Origin of the sequence: Nocardioides eburneiflavus (assembly GCF_004785795.1) — a bacterium.
Lineage (GTDB): Bacteria > Actinomycetota > Actinomycetes > Propionibacteriales > Nocardioidaceae > Nocardioides > Nocardioides eburneiflavus.
Genome location: NZ_SRRO01000001.1, coordinates 4,562,752 through 4,578,794 on the forward strand (window position 1 = coordinate 4,562,752; position 16,043 = coordinate 4,578,794).

A 16,043-nucleotide genomic window follows, 5' to 3' on the forward strand; every position below is an offset into this window, starting at 1 on the left:
CCAGACCGACCCTCAAGGAGAACCATGCCCAGCAAGTCCGTCGTCGTCGGCTCCGCCGTCGGCCTCCACGCCCGTCCCGCCGCGATCATCGCCGAGAAGGCCGCCGAGCTCGGCTCGGACGTCACCATCAACGGTGTCGACGCCAGCTCGTCGCTGATGATCATGACCCTCGGTGCCGGCAACGGCGACACCGTCGAGGTGGCCGGCGACGACCAGGCGGCCGTCGACACGATCGCCGCGCTGGTCGAGCAGGACCTCGACGCCTGACCTGGTCGTCCTCGTGGGCGGTGCGCCAGCCACATTCCGTACGTGGGAATGTGGGTGGGGCACCGCCCATCGGCGTGTCCGGGCTCGACATCCCCACGGGCGGTGGCCGAGCCACATTCTGGGCCGCCGGAATGTGGCTGGGCCACCACCCGGGCAGGCGTCAGGAGCGCTCGCGCATCGCGAGGTAGACCGCGCGCATCCCGACCGCCCGCTCGAGCTGGCTCTCGACGACCGAGAAGAACTGGCGCCGGTAGGTCTCGTCGGTGACCGCGGAGACGGTGAAGTAGAAGCCGCTGAACGAGGCGAGGAACAACGAGACCTTCATCAGGGAGACCGAGACACTGGAGATCAGCGGCGCGTTGCGCAGGTCGCTGACGTCCTTGCCGATCCAGGAGGCCTGCGTCTCGGGCTCCATCACCAGCGAGCCGAACAGCATGAAGAACGCGAACACCGTGATCGACAGCAGCAGGACCTGCACCGTCTGGATCACCAGCAGCACGAGGATCAGGTTCCAGCGCTCGAACCCCGTCACCTGCGCGTGGTCCTGCGGGTCGATGCCGGGGTCGGCGGCCATCTCCCGGCTGGCGGCCTCGAGCGGGGTGCCGGCGCACGCGCGGACCAGGAAGGCGTCGTCCACCTCGTCATCGACCCGGTCGACCTCCTCGGGCAGCCGGGTGAGCAGGAACAGCACGGCCAGTCCGAACATCAGCAGGACGGTGACCCACAGCAGCCCGAAGGGCAGGTTGGTGGTCATCTCCCAGGCCTCGGCGTTGACGAACAGGAACGTCACGAAGACCAGCAGCAGCGGCAGCGCCCGCGAGGCCATCGGCGCCACGAAGCGCAGGCTGCCGAGCGTGCGGGAGAGCGCGAAGCCCAGGATGGGCCGGGCGTGCAGGGCGGTGGAGGCGTACCAGAGCAGCCCGAGCCCGGCCACCGAGAGCCACAGCGCGGGTCCGGCGGCGTACGACTCCGAGGCCCAGGCGAGCGCGCCCGCGCCGGCCGCGAGCACGACCAGGACGGCGGCCAGGGACAGCAGCCGTCGCGGCCGCAGCCCGGCCCGGGCGGCGGCCCGCTCCTCGGCGACGAAGTAGGGCAGCCCGTGGGCCAGGAACCACGCCTCGACGGCCGTACGGTCCCCCGTCACGCCAGCAGGGCCCGCGCCCGGCGTACGTCGTCGTGCATGGTCTCGACGAGCGCCTCGATGCCCTCGAACCTCACCATGCCGCGCAGCCGGTCGACGAAGGCCACCTCGACCTCGACGCCGTAGAGCTCGAGGTCGTCGCGGTCGAGGACGTAGGACTCGACGCGCCGGTCGCGCTCGCCGTCGAAGGTCGGGTTGGTGCCCACCGAGATCGCGGCCGGGAACCGCTCGCCGGTGTCGAGCCGGGTCAGCCACCCGGCGTAGACGCCGTCGGCCGGAGCCGCCTCGACGGGCGGGAGCGGGACGTTGGCGGTCGGGTAGCCGAGCTCGCGTCCACGCTTGTCGCCCTCCACGACGGTGCCGCGCACGGTGAACGGCCGGCCCAGGGCCTCGGCCGCACCGGCCACGTCACCGGTCGCCAGGCACTGGCGGACGTAGGTCGAGCTCCACACCTGCGGACCCCCGTCGAGGGCGACCCCGACGGTCTCGAAGTCGCGCGACGCGCCGGCCTCCACCAGCGTGGCGACCTCGCCGGCCGCCTTGTTGCCGAAGCGGAAGTTGGATCCGACCACGACCGCTCGGGCACGGAGGGTGTCGACGAGGATGCGGTCGATGAATTCCTGCGGCGACCACGACGCGACCTCGCGGTCGAAGCGGAGGACGAGGATCGAGTCGATGCCGACGGCCTCGAGCAGCCGGGAGCGCGTCTCGATCGAGGTGAGGGTCGGTGGGGCGTGCTCGGGGCGCAGCACCGCCATCGGGTGCGGGTCGAAGGTCACCGCCACCACGGTGTCGATGCCCAGCCGCTGCGCGGTCGCCTGCGCCTCGCGGAGCACGTGGGCGTGACCGAGGTGCACGCCGTCGAAGTTGCCGATGCTGACCACGGTCCGGCCGAGGTCGGCCGGCACGTCGTCGACGTCTCGCCAGATCTGCACGGGAGCAGGGTACTCACCACGCACTCGTCGCCTCCCCGCACGTCGGCTCTGCAACGACTCGGGCCGTGATCCGCCGACGCCGGTCGGGGATCAGTACTCGAAGTCGTGGAAGTCTCGTGCGTAGAGGTCGCGCAGCCGCTTCTCCAGCCTGTCGCTGACCACCACGTCGCGGCTCGACACCCCGTTCTCCATCTCCCGGTCGCTCGCGCGCGGCAGGTCCCCGGTGAGTCCGAGGTCGAATCGCGCGTTGAGGTCCTCGACCATGCTCTGCAGGCCGGCCTCCAGTCGGTAGACCGACGCTCCCGGGACGATGAACTCGTGCTGCGGGCGCAGGTGGTTGTCGAAGACGAATCCGTCCGCGGCGTACGCGGCGAGCGCTGACTCGCCCCACGCATCGACGGAGTCAGGGTCGGTACGAAGATCCGCCGCGTTGCGCATGCAGTACTCGGAACGGAAGCGTGCGATGGGCTCACGCACCGTCGAGAAGACCAGGTCGAACTTCTCCAACCGGAAGAGCTCGGCCAGCCGTCGCGCCTCCACGTGCTGAGGAGAGCACTTGAGGTACGAGTTCAAGGTGCCCTCGCCGGCGACGCCGTCGCGCCAGTCGAGCGACCACCCGTTCTGCACGAAGAAGCGCTCGATCGACGTGCCGCCCGTCTTGGGCACGTGCACGAACAATGCGGCAATCCCAGCCTTGAGCAGGACGGGCATGCGAACTCCTCGATGAGCGGGAAAAGCGGTGGCACGGGCAGGGTTGTGCGAATTCGAATGGTGCGATATGTGGCAAGCAATTCCTCGTCTGGCTCACCCCTTTGGGGTTGTAGCGCTCATTGTCGAAGTGTGAGGATCATTGCACCGCAGCACCTCGCGAATACATTTCGAGTCCCACGCCGCGTTTCAGGAAGCGTGAAGCGCCAACATGATTGGAGCTCCAGTGCCCGAGCCTGCACAGGCACCTGACACACATGACAACACGGCGGCCGCGGGCGGTGCGAGTGCGGGGGACGTCGTCTACACGGCCCTGTTCGGTCGATATGAGTCGCTCGTCGAGGAAGAATGTGCACTGGACTCGGACGCGGAGTTCATCTGTTTCACCGACGACCCCAGCCTGACCAGCAAGACGTGGCGCGTCGAGCTGGTCGAACCGCGCTTCCCGATGGACCCGATTCGAAGTGCGAGGTGGGTCAAGGTCTTCGGTGACGAGTCCATCTGGCAGGGCTTCGACCGATCTCTCTGGGTGGACAACCGGGTGTCGTTGAAGGCCGATCCCGCGGAGATCCTGGATTCGTTGCTCGAGGAACCGCAAGCCGACATGGCGTTGTTCGAGCACAGCTTCCGGCACCGCGTGATCGACGAGTTCGATGCGGTGGTCGAGGGCCGGTTCGACGACCCGGACCGCGTCTACGAACAGCTCATCCACTACGCGGAGGCATCGCCGGACGTGCTGGACGAGCAACCACTGTGGACCGGCTTCATCGCCCGACGTCACAACGAGCAGGTCGTCTCCGCCATGCACACATGGGCTGCGCACATCTGCCGGTACTCGAGACGAGACCAGCTCTCGGTCAACCTCGCGCTCCAGGACGCGGGCCTCTGCGTCACCCGGATGGCCCGCGACAACCGTGAGTCCGAGTGGCACGTGTGGCCACCGCTGTCCGACACGCTCGGTCGGCAGCACAACACCCGAGTTCGGGCCTTCGAGCACTCGATCCGCGCGCCGCTCGCGCGCCTGCGCTCCATCGAGCGCGAGCACCACGACCTCCTCGAGGCGCATGCCGTCTCGGCGGCGAAGCGCGACAAGGTGGTCGCGACGGAGAAGCACCGCGCCGACGACCTCGAGAGCCTCCTTGCGGAGGAGAAGCGCCGCAGGATGGAGGCGGACCTCGCCCTCGCAGCGTCGCACGAGAGGATCGCCAGGCTCGGCGAGCGCGTCGAGCGGCTGCGCAGCCGTATGCTCGTCCTGAGGAAGCGCCTGGAGCAACGACAGCGGCGAATCGTGATCCTCAAGAAGCAGGTGGACCGCCTGCAGCGCCGGATGGCCGTCCTGACCGAGAGCGCAGGAACGCAGGCCGCGGCTCGACCACGGCCGACGTCCACGGACGCCAAGAAGGTCGTGAGGGCAGGCAAGCGCCTGGCGGCCCGAGCGCGGACACGGCTCCATGGCTGAGCCGTTTCCCTTCGAACGTTATCGCGACGTCGATCCGCACTCCCTGCGCCACAAGATCGCGGCCGTCGGCCCGCGGGTCTCGGTGGTGGTCGCCGTGCACAACGGCGGCGAGGTCGTGCGCTCGTGCCTGCAGTCCGTGATCGACAATTCTCCGACTTCCCACCGCATCATTGCCATTGACGACGGAGGGGAAGACGTCCATACGCGTCATATCCTCGACGAATTCCACGAGCGCGGAGACGTGGAGCTCATTCGTCACGAGAAATGCAGGGGATACACCCGCACGGCGAACCATGGCCTGCTCCTGACTGAGGGCGATGACGTCGTGCTGCTGAACAGCGACACGGTCGTCCCTCCCATGTGGCTCCAACGACTGTCGTGGACTGCCTACAGCGAGCCGGGGATCGGAACGGTATCGGCCGTGTCGAATGATGCGGCCGCCAACAGCGTCCCCGTGCGCCACCGACGAAATGACTGGTATCCGCGACTCGAGTGGGAAAGCACCGGACGGCTGATGAGCCGCGGAATGCGCGTGTGGAGCCAGCACGTGCCGTCGGCGCACGGATTCTGCATGTACATCCGCCGCGCCCTGATCCGGAAGCTGGGCGCCCTGGACAGGTACGGCTTTCCCGTCGGTTATGGCGAGGAGGTCGACTACTCGCAAAAGGCGATCCTCGCCGGCTGGTCCAACGTGGTCGCTCCCCACGTGCTGGTCAAGCATCTCCGTTCACAGTCGTTCGGGCCTGACCGACGCAAGCAGCTCGTCGACGCCTCCAAGGTCGTCCTGACGGAGCGATATCCTCAGCTGAGAGCAGACGTCGCGAGCTGGGAGAGCTCGCTCGGGGCCGCCCTGGTGCAGCAGAACGCGGCCAGGGTCAGGAGCGGCTGGTCCGGCAAGGGACCGGGAGCGCGGGCGGTCGTGGTACGCGACCTCGACCTCCAGTACACCCTGGTGGAGCTGCTCGGGGAAGACGGGTCCCTGGCCCCCCAGGACGAGTGGTGCTTCCCGGCGAACCAACGACGCGTGGACTCCACAGAGGCGCTGGACCACGCGGTGAGCGAGATGATCCTGCTCGGTTGCGCCGAGTCCGTCGTCAGTCACTCCCGCTCGACCCACAAGGAGAGGGTGCTGCGCCGGCTCGCCCGCGACCTGGGCGTGGGATACGAGCAGGCGCACGCGCCGGACACGGATCCCGCGGGGCTGACCCGTGATCGTTGAGGGATGCCCCACATGTCGAGGCAGCAGGACGAGACCATGACCGCGGCTCGACTGGACGACGTCGACTGGGCGGAGGTGGACTTCATCGACTTCGGGTCGGGTGTCGGAGGCTCGCTGCAGAGCGCCGAGAAGCGGACCGGCGGACGGGGCGTGGGCATCGAGATGCGTGCGGCCAAGGTCGAGATCGCCCGACGCGAGGGCAGGAACGTGGTCCTCGGTGACATCTTCGACCTGCCGACCGACATCTCCGTGCGCTACGTGACGATCGACAACGTCCTGGAGCACCTTCCGTCGATGGACCTCGTCGAGGCCGCGCTGCACTCGGCGACGCGGATCGCACGCGAGTTCGTGTACGTCAGGCATCCCTCCTTCGAGGACGAGCCGTACCTCAACGCACTCGGTCTGAAGCAGTTCTGGACGGACTGGCGCGACCACCCGTCGCACATCACCATGGCCGACTTCATGCGGATGGCCCACAAGCTCGGCGCCACGAGCTGGAGCATGCACCCCGTACGCGCCGCAGCGGACAGCTCCGACAGCACCATCCTGCCCATCGGTGCACCCACGGACCAGCACGACTACGACGCCGGGCGCCACGGCGACAAGCCCGACGTGGTGTTCCCACGTCCCGTCTACTACGCCTGGGACGTCCTGATCCAGGTGCAGGCCGGCATCTCGGTCAACCTCGACTACATCGACGATCCCGAGGTGTCGGACCGGCGCCCGCGAATCGTCGTCTCAGGCACCTGACGTGGCGTGCACTGGTCCTCGACCCACCTGACCCGAAGGACCACATGCCAAGGACTCTCGTCCCGCTCGCCCTCGTCGGTCTCGCCGTGTCCGCGTACGCCCTCGGCGGGCCCGTCGTACGCCTGGTGGTGCTGCCGGGGGCGTTGGTCCTCCTGCTGCTGGTCGCCGCGGTCGTCCTGTGGCGGCGTACGCGTCGTGGTCCGGCCGCGTTGGCCGCGGGGCTCGCGCTCGCGGTGGTCGCGGCGAGCGGCTGGTACTGGTCGTCCCTCCACCAGCAGCTCAGCGAGATCCCCCGGGTGGACGACGCCGTGCTCGACAGCGGCACGCGCCCGCCGCCACCGAAGAAGGGGGCGCTCACCTTCCTCCTCCTCGGCGCCGACGCGCGCGACACCGGTGCGAGACCGTCGGTGGCGGACCTGATGGAGAGCGACGAGTGGTCCCCCGGGGCCTATCGGAGCGACACCGTGGTCGTGGTCCACATCCCCCAGCACCGGAGGTCCGCCACCGTCGTGTCGCTTCCTCGCGACTCCTACGTGCGCATCCACAGCCCCGCCGGGGAGCCCGGTGGCATGGACAAGCTGAACGCGGCCTTCGCCCTGCACGGGCCGTTCGGCGCGATGAGGACGGTCGAGGAGCTCACCGGCATGCGGCTGGCCCACCTGGCAGTCCTCGACTTCGAGGGGTTCCGCGACCTCACCGCGGCCCTGGGGGGAGTCGAGGTCTACGTTCCCGAGCGGATCGCCGACCCGACGCTCGACCGCGTCTGGGACCGAGGGTGGACGACCGTGGAGGGAGAGGAGGCACTCGACTACGTCCGGAGCAGGGCCGGCTTCGCCGATGGGGACTTCGGCCGCATCCGCCGCCAGCAGAACTTCCTGCGGGCCGTCGTCGCCCAGCTGGGCGCCGACGGCACCACCTTCGACCCGGTGCGACTGATGGACACCGTGGAGGCGCTCGCCGCTCCGTTGACGGTCGACTCGAGCTGGACCCCGCGGGCCATGGCCTCCCTCGCCCTGTCCGTGCGCGGCATCGGCCCGGACCGCATCCGGTTCCTCACCCTGCCGTTCGACCACTACGAGACCGTCGAGGGCGTGGGGTCGGTCAACATCATCGACGAGGAGCTCGCCGCCCAGCTCTTCAGGGCCGTGCGCGACGGTCGGGTCGCCGACGTCGTGGAGGACCACCCCGAGCTCGAGCTGCCCGACGCGGACGAGGTCCGCTGAGACGCGCGCTCAGACGAAGACCGCGACCGGCCTGGCCTGGTCGCCGCGCCGCTCGTAGAGGGCCAGGAACTCGCCACCCGGCGCGAAGACCGCGTGCGGGCCGTCATCGGGGAGGGCGAGGTCGAGCGCACGACCGAAGCGCACGTGCGCGGCCTGCTCGTCGTCGAGGTCGACACCCGGGAAGGTCGCGCGTGCGGCGGCGGCGATCGGGACGACGGCGAAGTCCTCACCCAGCTGCTCGAGGGTGCGCGCGAGCGACAGGTCGAACGAGCCGACGGCCGTACGCCGGAGCGCGGTCAGGTGGCCACCCACCCCGAGCGCGGCGCCGAGGTCGCGCGCGATGGCGCGGATGTAGGTGCCGGAGGAGCACCGCACGGAGATCCGTACGTCGGGCAGCGCCACCTCGTGCACCACCAGCTCGTGGACGGTGACCGGCCGTGCCTTGAGCTCGACCTGCTCGCCGTCGCGGACCCGGGCGTACGCCCGCTTGCCGTCGACCTTGATCGCCGAGACGGCGGTCGGCACCTGCTCGATGTCGCCGACGAACCGCGCCAGCTCCGCGCGTACGGCCTCCGGGTCCACGGCGTCGACCGCGCGCGTCTCCAGGACCTCGCCCTCGGCGTCGTCCGTGGTCGTCGCGACCCCCAGCCGGATGGTCGCGTCGTAGGACTTCTCGGTGAGCATGAGGTGCCCGAGCAGGCGGGTGGCGCGGTCCACGCCCAGCACCAGCACGCCGGTCGCCATCGGGTCGAGGGTGCCGGCGTGGCCGACCTTGCGGGTGCCGGCGAGCCGGCGCACCCGGGCCACGACGTCGTGCGAGGTCATGCCCGGGGACTTGTCGACGACGACCAGACCGGGGTCGACCATCAGGAGCGGTCGTCCTCGACGTCGTCCGGCTCGGCGGCATCGAGGTCCTCGTCGAGCTCGTCCTCGGCCACGCGCGGCTTCTTGTAGGGGTCGGGCTCGCCGGCGTACGCCTCGACACGACGCGCCGCGACCTCCTCGTCCTGCTGCCGGGCGCGCGCGAGCACCTCGTCGAGCGCGCGGGCGCTCTCGGGCAGGGCGTCGGGGATGAAGGTCAGCGACGGCACGATACGCATCCCGAGCTGCTTGGCGACCTCGGAGCGGATGACGCCCTTGGCCGACTCGAGCGCCGCGGCGGTGCTGGCCAGCTCGTCCTCGGTGCCGAGGACGGTGTAGAAGATCGAGGCCTGCTGGGAGTCGCCGGTGAGGCGGACGTCGGTGACGGTGACGAAGCCGAGGCGCGGGTCCTTGATCCGGCGCTCGAGCATCTCTGCGACGACCACCTGGATCCGGTCGGCGATCTTGCGCACGCGGGGGTTGCTCATGGGTCCACTCTCTCAAATCACGCCGAGCCGGCGCGTCCTGGCGACCTGATCGCGTCGAGTCGGCGCATCCTCACCACACGGGTGTTCAGGATGCGCCGACTCGACCTTGATCGAGCGTCAAGGATGCGCCGACTCGACGAACGGGGATCAGCTGCGCGGGATCTCGCGCATCTCGAACGCCTCCACGACATCGCCGATCTTGATGTCCTGGAAGTTGCGGAGCACCAGACCGCACTCGAAGCCCTCGCGGACCTCGGAGGCGTCGTCCTTCTCACGGCGCAGCGAGGCGAGGTCGAGGTTGTCGGCCACCACCGCTCCGTCGCGCAGGACCCGGACCTTGGCGTTGCGCCGGATGAGGCCGGAGGTGACCATGCAGCCCGCGATGTTGCCGGCCTTGGACGAGCGGAAGATCTCGCGGATCTCCGCCTGGCCGAGGGTCGACTCCTCGTAGACCGGCTTGAGCATGCCCTTGAGCGCCGCCTCGATCTCCTCGATCGCCTGGTAGATGACCGAGTAGTAGCGGATCTCGACACCTTCCTTGTCGGCCATCTGGCTCGCCTTGCCCTGCGGGCGGACGTTGAAGCCGATGATGATGGCGTCGGAGGCGGCGGCGAGGTCCACGTTGGTCTCGGTGATCGCACCGACACCGCGGTCGATCACGCGCAGGGAGACCTCGTCGCCCACGTCGATCTGGGACAGCGCGTCCTCGAGCGCCTCGACCGAACCGGACACGTCGCCCTTGAGGATGAGGTTGAGCTCCTGGCTCTCGCCCTTCTCCATGGACGCCATGAAGTCCTCGAGGCTGCGGCGCACACGGCGCTTGGCCTGCATGGCCGCACGCTCGCGCGCCTCGCGCTTCTCGGCGATCTGGCGGGCCATGCGGTCGTCCTCGACCACGATGAAGTTCTGGCCCGCACCCGGCACCGCCGAGAGACCCAGCACCATCGCGGGACGCGACGGGTCGGCCTCGGTGATCTCGTTGCCGTGCTCGTCGAGCATCGCCCGGACGCGACCGTGGGCCGGACCGGCCACGATCGAGTCGCCAACGCGGAGGGTTCCGCGCTGGACCAGCACCGTGGCGACCGGACCGCGACCGCGGTCGAGGTGCGCCTCGACCACGAGGCCCTGGGCGTCCTGCGTGGGGTTGGCCCGCAGGTCGAGCGACGCGTCGGCGGTGAGCACGACGGCCTCGAGCAGCTTGTCGAGGTTGAGCCCGGCCTTGGCCGACACGTCGACGAACATCGCGTCGCCGCCGTACTCCTCAGGGATCAGGCCGTACTCGGTGAGCTGGCCGCGGACCTTGGTGGAGTCGGCCTCGGGCTTGTCGATCTTGTTGACCGCCACCACGATCGGGACCTCGGCGGCCTTGGCGTGGTTGAGCGCCTCGACCGTCTGCGGCATCACGCCGTCGTCCGCCGCGACCACGAGGATCGCGATGTCGGTGGCCTGCGCGCCACGGGCACGCATGGCGGTGAACGCCTCGTGACCGGGGGTGTCGATCAGGGTGATGCGACGGTCGACACCCTCGACCTCGGTGTGGACCTGGTAGGCACCGATGTGCTGGGTGATGCCACCGGCCTCCTTGTCGACCACGTTGGCGTCACGCAGCGCGTCGAGGAGCTTGGTCTTTCCGTGGTCGACGTGACCCATGACCGTGACGACCGGCGGACGGACGACCAGGTCGGCCTCGTCGCCCTCGTCGGCGCCGAACTCGAGGTCGAACGTCTCGAGCAGCTCGCGGTCCTCGTCCTCCGGGGACACGATCTGGACGACGTAGTTGAGCTCCTCGCCGAGCAGCTCGAACGTCTCGTCACCGACGGACTGGGTCGAGGTGACCATCTCGCCGAGGGAGAACAGCATCTGGACCAGAGCGGCCGCGTCGACGTTGATCCGCTCGGCGAAGTCGGTCAGGGACGCACCGCGCGGCAGGCGTACGGTCTCGCCGTTGCCCTTGCGGACGCGCACGCCGCCGATGGTCGGGGCCTCCATGGCCTCGAACTCCTGACGACGCGCCCGCTTGGACTTGCGGCCGCGACGCGACGGACCACCGGGACGGCCGAAGGCACCCTGGGTCTGACCACGCTGGCCGGGACGACCGCCACCGGGACGACCACCACCGGACGGGCCGAAGCCGCCGGGGCGTCCGGGGGCGCCGCCGGGAGCGCCGGCACCGGCGCCGGGACGACCCGGGGCACCACGGCCGGGGGCACCCGGGCGACCGGGGCCACCACCGGGGCCACCGCCGGGACCGCCGCGGGCCGGACGGCCACCGGGACCGTTGCCGAAGGCAGCCGGGGACTTGGGCATCATCGCCGGGTTGGGACGGGGCATGCCGGGGCGGGCGTCGCCGCCACCGGCCGGCGGGCGCGGCGGACGGTTGTCGTCGCCGCCCGTACGGGGTGCGGGGCGCTGCCCCATCCCCTGGCTGGGGGCGAACGGGTTGTTGCCGGGGCGCGGGGCGCCCGGGCGGCCGACCGGCCGGGGGGCCGGGCTCGGAGCCTTGGCCGCCGGAGCGGCCGGGGCCTCGGGCTCGGAGGCGGGTGCCTCCGGCTCGGTAGGCGGAGCCTTGGGGCCGGGCTTGGGTCCGGGCTTCGCGGCCGGAGCCGCAGGCTCGGCGGACGGCGCGGCGGGCTCGGCGGACGGCGCGGCGGGCTCGGCGACCGGCTCGGCAGCGGCCGGAGCCTCGGCAGGCGCCTCGGTCCCGGCCGGCGCGGGCGCCGGCTTGGGACCGGGCCTGGGCGCGGCCTTCCTGGCGGCCGGCTTGTCGGCCTCGGGCGCCTTGTCGGCGGCGGGGGCGGAGGCCGCAGCGGCCTTCAGCTCGTCGCCGTACTGCTTCTTGAAGCGCATCTCGACGGGGGGCTCGACGGTCGACGAAGCCGACTTGACGAACTCACCCATCTCCTTGAGCTTCTCGAGAACGAACTTGCTCTCGACTCCGAACTCCTTGGCGAGTTCGTGGACTCGGGTCTTTGCCACGGTTGGTTACTACTCCTTCTGGTCCGTGACCCCCAGAAGGAGAGGAAGACGGACCAGCTAGTGGGTGTGCACACTCATTACGAGTTACTCATCGAGTGCTCATGAGCTGTGTGCTCCAGTTTCTGGTCGGTGCTGCTGTGATTCGGACTGGTCGTGCTGGCGCGAGGCGAGGTAGTCCTCCACCGGCGCCCCGGCGAGCGGGACCTCCGAGCGGAGTGCCCGGGGGAATGCTCGGCGTCGCACCGCGAGCCGCCAGCACTCCGTCGTGGGGTGCAGGTGCGCCCCGCGGCCGGGTGCCCGGTGCTGCGGGTCCGGCACCAGGGCCGGTCGGCCCTCGGCGTCCGAGCCCGCGACCACGCGGAGCAGCTCGCTCGCAGCGGCCTTGGTCCGGCAACCCACGCAGGTCCGGACGGGTCCGGGCGCAGGGGTGTCAGACGTGGTGGCCACTGCCGATCACTCTACTGCGTACGGCCAGTGGTTTACGAACTGACCCTCGCGGGCGCGAGCTCGGGCCTCACTCCTCGCTGGGCGCCTCATCGGAGCGGATGTCGATGCGCCAGCCGGTGAGCCGCGCGGCGAGGCGGGCGTTCTGGCCCTCCTTGCCGATCGCGAGGGAGAGCTGGAAGTCGGGCACGACGACCCGGCACGAGCGCGCGGCCAGGTCGACGATCTCCACGGAGTTGACCCGCGCCGGCGACAACGCGTGCGCGACCAGCTCGGCGGGGTCCTCGGCCCAGTCGACGATGTCGATCTTCTCGCCGTGCAGCTCGCTCATCACGTTGCGCACCCGCTGGCCCATCGGGCCGATGCACGCGCCTTTGGCGTTGACGCCGGGGACGGTGGAGTGCACGGCGATCTTGGTGCGGTGTCCGGCCTCGCGGGCGATGCCGGCGATCTCCACCGTGCCGTCGGCGATCTCGGGGACCTCGAGGGCGAAGAGCTTCTTGACCAGCGTCGGGTGGGAGCGCGAGAGCGTGATCTGCGGCCCGCGCATGCCCTTGCGCACCGACGTCACCAGGCACTTGATGCGCTCGCCGTGGACGTACTTCTCTCCCGGCACGCGCTCGCTGATCGGCAGGATCGCCTCGAGCTTGCCCAGGTCGACCATCACGTCGTCGGGGTTGCGACCCTGCTGGATGGTGCCCGAGATGATGTCGCCCTCCTTGCCGGAGAACTCGCCGAACGTCTTCTCGTCCTCGGCGTCGCGCAGCCGCTGGAGCATCACCTGCTTGGCGGTGGTCGCCGCGATGCGGCCGAACCCCTGCGGCGTGTCGTCGTACTCGGGGCCGGCTGTGCCGTCCTCGCCGAGCTCGCGCGCCCACACGGTGACGTGGCCGGTCTTGCGGTCGAGCTCGACGCGGGCGGGGTGGTGCGACTCGGTGGCGCGCTGGTAGGCCGTCAGCAACGCCTGCTCGATCGCCTCCGCGAGCACCTCGAAGGAGATCTCCTTCTCCCGCTCCAGCATCCGCAGGATGCTCAGGTCGATGTCCATCAGTCGTCCTTCTTCTCAGGCTTCTCGGTCTTGCGGTTGAACTCGATCTGCACGAGCGCCTTGGCCACGTCGGCGTAGGCGACCTCGTGCTGCTCGCCGTCGACGTCGAGGGTGGCGACGGTGTCGTCGGACGAGACGATCCGGCCGGTCACCTCGGTGCCGTCGGCACGGGTGACCTTGACGAGGCGATCGGCGTTGCGGCGCCAGTGGCGCGACCGGGTGAGTGGCCGGTCGACGCCGCGCGAGGTGACCTCGAGCGTGTAGGGCATCTCGCCCATCACGTCGGACTCGTCGAGCACGCGGGACACCTCACGGGTCGCGTCGGCGACGTCGTCGAGGGTGACGCCGCCGTCCTTGTCGACAGCCACCCGCAGCACCCGGCGCTTGCCGGCAGGGGTGACCTCGACGGCCTCCACGTCGAAGCCCAGCGCCAGCAAGGGGTCGACCAGCTCCGCCTCGATGCGGTCCCGGGTGGCGTCCTGTCGCGGGGTGCTCATCGGGTGCGACCTCCTTGTGCAGTTGTCGAAGGCATCACGATAGCGGCCACCTCCCGAGCCCCGACATCCACCGGCGACCGGTCCGGACCAGGGCGCCGGGTGGGTAGGGTTCAGGGGTGCCCGGACGACCGCTGACCCGTCGTACGGCGGTGGTCTCGGCGGTGGGCTCCGCACTCACCGCGCCCCTGCTCCTCGCGGGCTGCGACATCGATCCGCCCGCGTCCTCGGACGACTCGTCCCCCGCCTCGCCGACTCCTTCGGAGGACGCCCAGCTCGTGGCGACCGTGGTGGCGGAGCTCGTCCGCGCCGGGGCGGCACTCGAGGCGGCGACACTGTCGGTCCCCGACCTCACTCCCCTGCTGGCGCCCGTCGCAGCGGCCCACGCCGACCACCTCGACCTCCTGGCCGGCGCGGTGGCCGACGCCGACGTACCGGCCGCCGAGCCGCCGGCGATCCCTGCCGGCCGGGCGCGGGCGCTGGCCACGGTCCAACGCTCGGAGCGCCGCTTGCAGCGAGTGGTCAGGCAGGCCTGCGTGACCGCGGCCAGCGGCGACCTGGCCCGGGCCATGGCCAGCGTGGCCGCCTCCACGGCCCAGCACGGAGCGACCCTCGCCGACGCTCCGGTCGACACGGGGGCGACGTCATGAGCGTCCTCGACGCCCTCCAGGCCGCGCTCGCCGAGGAGCACGCCACGCTCTGGACCTACGGCGTGCTCGGCGCGCGCACGTCCCAGACGGCGTCCCCCGCGCTGTACGACGCGGTGACCGCGGCGTACCGACGTCATCGTTCACGGCGCGACCAGCTGCGCCTGATGGTCCGCGACGCCGGCGGTGAGCCCGTCGCAGCCGCGGTGGCCTACGAGGTCGACGGCGCGCTCGTCCGCGCGCCCCAGGTGCAGCGCGCCGCGGTCGGCCTCGAGTCGGCCGGCGTGGAGACGCTGCTCGCCCTGGTCGCGCAGTCCAGCGGCGAGGTGCGCGAGTGGGCGCTCACCGAGGCGACGTGGTCGGCGGTGTGGCAGCTCGAGCTCGGCGGCACCGCAGAGACCTGGCCGGGCGCGCCCGAGCTCGACTGAGAGCTCCCGGAGACAGGGAAAGCGGCCCGCGGCCTCAACCCTTGGGAAAGTCCCGAGATCTCTCCCAAGGGCCGAGGACGCGGACCGCTCCATGGGGTTGGTCAGCATCACCCTGCGTCGGCCGGCCTGTGGGGTGGCCGGTTCGACATGCACAATCATGCATTCGATCCGAGTGGAGCGAAAGCAGAACCCACTTGCACGTTCCTGCAACGCACGAAGTTGCAGAAGTGCCTCGCTCAGGTGGCGCCGAGGCGGCGCACGACGGCGGGGACCTCGGCCAGCGACGTGACGGTCGCGTCGGGCTCCCCCTCGGTGTGCCCGACCTGTGAGGGCGGGATGGCGCTGTGCGGGACGTGGACGGCGCGCAGGCCGGCGTTGTGGGCGCCCCACACGTCGTCGAAGAGACGGTCCCCGACGTAGACGCAGGCGGCCGGGTCACTCACCCCGACCGCGTCCATCGCGGCGCCGAACGCCTTCGGTGAGGGCTTCGTCCACGGGATCTCGCTGGTGTAGACGTCGCCGTCGACCAGGTCGTAGACGCCGTCGCGCTCGAAGAAGCCGACGTGCCACGCACGCGGCCACACGGTGTTGGACAGGACCCCGACCTTGAGGCCCATGCCCCGCAGCTCCTCCCACATCGACTGCACCTCTGGGTCGGTCGCCGTGTGCGGCTCCCAGAAGTCGTAGTAGGCGGACAGCAGCTCGGGGTCGTGGTCGAGCCCGGCCTCGGCGAAGAGGTCGGCGATCGTCGCGCTCTGCTGGTGGTCGCGACTGCGTCCCCAGACGACCTCGCCCGCTCGGTGCAGGCGCGCGGCGTGCGCGTGGTGGTCGTCGTCCGGCGTGGGGGTGCGGCGTACGGCCTCCGCCAGGGCCAGCGACTCGGCGTGGAAGTCGACGTCGTGCCAGCGGGTCAGGGTCCCGCCCCAGTCGAAGATGACGGCCTCGATGCTCATCG

The 16,043-nt window shown here is 70.5% G+C and carries 17 protein-coding genes; 7 read left to right on the top strand and 10 right to left on the bottom strand.

Features of this window, described 5'->3' with window-relative positions; genetic code table 11:
• Positions 1-24: 24 nt before the first annotated feature.
• Positions 25-267 carry an HPr family phosphocarrier protein gene (locus tag EXE59_RS21445; RefSeq protein ID WP_135840713.1) on the top strand — a complete coding sequence of 81 codons (243 nt, stop codon included), beginning with the start codon at positions 25-27 and terminating at the stop codon, positions 265-267.
• Positions 268-427: 160 nt separating this feature from the next.
• On the opposite strand, the gene EXE59_RS21450 is transcribed toward EXE59_RS21445, so the two are convergent.
• The 3 genes from EXE59_RS21450 to EXE59_RS21460 all read right to left on the bottom strand — a co-directional run bounded on the left by EXE59_RS21450 (position 428) and on the right by EXE59_RS21460 (position 3,054).
• Positions 428-1,411 carry a hypothetical protein gene (locus EXE59_RS21450; protein ID WP_135840714.1) on the bottom strand — a complete coding sequence of 328 codons (984 nt, stop codon included), beginning with the start codon at positions 1,409-1,411 and terminating at the stop codon, positions 428-430.
• On the bottom strand, positions 1,408-2,343 hold the full coding sequence (locus EXE59_RS21455; RefSeq protein WP_135840715.1) for a bifunctional riboflavin kinase/FAD synthetase: 936 nt from the start codon (positions 2,341-2,343) through the stop codon (positions 1,408-1,410). Before EXE59_RS21455 ends, EXE59_RS21450 begins: the two co-directional genes overlap by 4 nt.
• 90 nt (positions 2,344-2,433) lie before the next feature.
• Positions 2,434-3,054 carry a sulfotransferase family 2 domain-containing protein gene (locus tag EXE59_RS21460; RefSeq protein ID WP_135840716.1) on the bottom strand — a complete coding sequence of 207 codons (621 nt, stop codon included), beginning with the start codon at positions 3,052-3,054 and terminating at the stop codon, positions 2,434-2,436.
• 223 nt (positions 3,055-3,277) lie between these two features.
• Here EXE59_RS21460 and EXE59_RS21465 point away from each other — a divergent pair, with 223 nt between their 5' ends.
• The 4 genes from EXE59_RS21465 to EXE59_RS21480 are packed head-to-tail and all read left to right on the top strand — an operon-like array spanning position 3,278 to position 7,702.
• The gene (locus EXE59_RS21465) at positions 3,278-4,510 is read left to right on the top strand and encodes a glycosyltransferase domain-containing protein (protein WP_168218632.1); all 1,233 of its coding nucleotides are present in this window, start codon (positions 3,278-3,280) and stop codon (positions 4,508-4,510) included.
• Positions 4,503-5,729 (top strand): glycosyltransferase family 2 protein, encoded by a 1,227-nt coding sequence (locus tag EXE59_RS21470; protein WP_135840718.1) that lies wholly within the window; start codon positions 4,503-4,505, stop codon positions 5,727-5,729. Before EXE59_RS21465 ends, EXE59_RS21470 begins: the two co-directional genes overlap by 8 nt.
• Before the next feature lie 12 nt (positions 5,730-5,741).
• A complete protein-coding gene (locus EXE59_RS21475) occupies positions 5,742-6,479 on the top strand; it encodes a class I SAM-dependent methyltransferase (protein ID WP_168218633.1) in 738 nt (245 codons plus the stop codon).
• A 44-nt stretch (positions 6,480-6,523) separates the two neighbouring features.
• Positions 6,524-7,702 carry an LCP family protein gene (locus EXE59_RS21480; RefSeq protein ID WP_135840720.1) on the top strand — a complete coding sequence of 393 codons (1,179 nt, stop codon included), beginning with the start codon at positions 6,524-6,526 and terminating at the stop codon, positions 7,700-7,702.
• Between the two features lie 9 nt (positions 7,703-7,711).
• On the opposite strand, the gene truB is transcribed toward EXE59_RS21480, so the two are convergent.
• The 6 genes from truB to rimP form a co-directional block, all read right to left on the bottom strand.
• Positions 7,712-8,569, bottom strand: coding sequence for a tRNA pseudouridine(55) synthase TruB (gene truB, locus EXE59_RS21485; RefSeq protein ID WP_135840721.1), 858 nt, complete (start codon positions 8,567-8,569; stop codon positions 7,712-7,714).
• Complete coding sequence (rbfA, locus tag EXE59_RS21490) at positions 8,569-9,051, bottom strand: 30S ribosome-binding factor RbfA (protein ID WP_135840722.1); 483 nt, start codon at positions 9,049-9,051, stop codon at positions 8,569-8,571. The genes truB and rbfA overlap by 1 nt, the downstream gene beginning before the upstream one ends.
• Before the next feature lie 147 nt (positions 9,052-9,198).
• Positions 9,199-12,027 (bottom strand): translation initiation factor IF-2, encoded by a 2,829-nt coding sequence (infB, locus tag EXE59_RS21495; protein ID WP_135840723.1) that lies wholly within the window; start codon positions 12,025-12,027, stop codon positions 9,199-9,201.
• Positions 12,028-12,126: 99 nt separating this feature from the next.
• Positions 12,127-12,474, bottom strand: coding sequence for a YlxR family protein (locus EXE59_RS21500; RefSeq protein ID WP_135840724.1), 348 nt, complete (start codon positions 12,472-12,474; stop codon positions 12,127-12,129).
• A 67-nt stretch (positions 12,475-12,541) separates the two neighbouring features.
• Positions 12,542-13,519 carry a transcription termination factor NusA gene (nusA, locus tag EXE59_RS21505; RefSeq protein ID WP_135840725.1) on the bottom strand — a complete coding sequence of 326 codons (978 nt, stop codon included), beginning with the start codon at positions 13,517-13,519 and terminating at the stop codon, positions 12,542-12,544.
• Positions 13,519-14,016 (bottom strand): ribosome maturation factor RimP, encoded by a 498-nt coding sequence (gene rimP, locus EXE59_RS21510; RefSeq protein WP_135840726.1) that lies wholly within the window; start codon positions 14,014-14,016, stop codon positions 13,519-13,521. Before rimP ends, nusA begins: the two co-directional genes overlap by 1 nt.
• A gap of 116 nt (positions 14,017-14,132) precedes the next feature.
• Between rimP and EXE59_RS21515 the strand changes: the two genes are divergently transcribed.
• Both EXE59_RS21515 and EXE59_RS21520 read left to right on the top strand, forming a co-directional pair.
• Positions 14,133-14,663 carry a hypothetical protein gene (locus tag EXE59_RS21515; protein ID WP_135840727.1) on the top strand — a complete coding sequence of 177 codons (531 nt, stop codon included), beginning with the start codon at positions 14,133-14,135 and terminating at the stop codon, positions 14,661-14,663.
• Positions 14,660-15,088, top strand: coding sequence for a ferritin-like domain-containing protein (locus tag EXE59_RS21520; protein WP_135840728.1), 429 nt, complete (start codon positions 14,660-14,662; stop codon positions 15,086-15,088). The genes EXE59_RS21515 and EXE59_RS21520 overlap by 4 nt, the downstream gene beginning before the upstream one ends.
• A 236-nt stretch (positions 15,089-15,324) precedes the next feature.
• Here EXE59_RS21520 and EXE59_RS21525 read toward each other — a convergent pair whose 3' ends face one another.
• Positions 15,325-16,041: an HAD family hydrolase gene (locus EXE59_RS21525; protein WP_135840729.1), complete on the bottom strand. Its 717-nt coding sequence runs from the start codon at positions 16,039-16,041 to the stop codon at positions 15,325-15,327.
• Positions 16,042-16,043 lie beyond the last annotated feature (2 nt).

Coding starts and splice junctions, on each gene's coding strand:
- EXE59_RS21475 (WP_168218633.1), top strand. CDS start 5,742: ATGTCGAGGCAGCAGGACGAGACCATGACCGCGGCTCGACTGGACGAC.
- EXE59_RS21520 (WP_135840728.1), top strand. CDS start 14,660: ATGAGCGTCCTCGACGCCCTCCAGGCCGCGCTCGCCGAGGAGCACGCC.
- EXE59_RS21480 (WP_135840720.1), top strand. CDS start 6,524: ATGCCAAGGACTCTCGTCCCGCTCGCCCTCGTCGGTCTCGCCGTGTCC.
- nusA (WP_135840725.1), bottom strand. CDS start 13,519: ATGGACATCGACCTGAGCATCCTGCGGATGCTGGAGCGGGAGAAGGAG.
- rbfA (WP_135840722.1), bottom strand. CDS start 9,051: ATGAGCAACCCCCGCGTGCGCAAGATCGCCGACCGGATCCAGGTGGTC.
- EXE59_RS21525 (WP_135840729.1), bottom strand. CDS start 16,041: ATGAGCATCGAGGCCGTCATCTTCGACTGGGGCGGGACCCTGACCCGC.
- EXE59_RS21460 (WP_135840716.1), bottom strand. CDS start 3,054: ATGCCCGTCCTGCTCAAGGCTGGGATTGCCGCATTGTTCGTGCACGTG.
- rimP (WP_135840726.1), bottom strand. CDS start 14,016: ATGAGCACCCCGCGACAGGACGCCACCCGGGACCGCATCGAGGCGGAG.
- EXE59_RS21445 (WP_135840713.1), top strand. CDS start 25: ATGCCCAGCAAGTCCGTCGTCGTCGGCTCCGCCGTCGGCCTCCACGCC.
- EXE59_RS21470 (WP_135840718.1), top strand. CDS start 4,503: ATGGCTGAGCCGTTTCCCTTCGAACGTTATCGCGACGTCGATCCGCAC.
- truB (WP_135840721.1), bottom strand. CDS start 8,569: ATGGTCGACCCCGGTCTGGTCGTCGTCGACAAGTCCCCGGGCATGACC.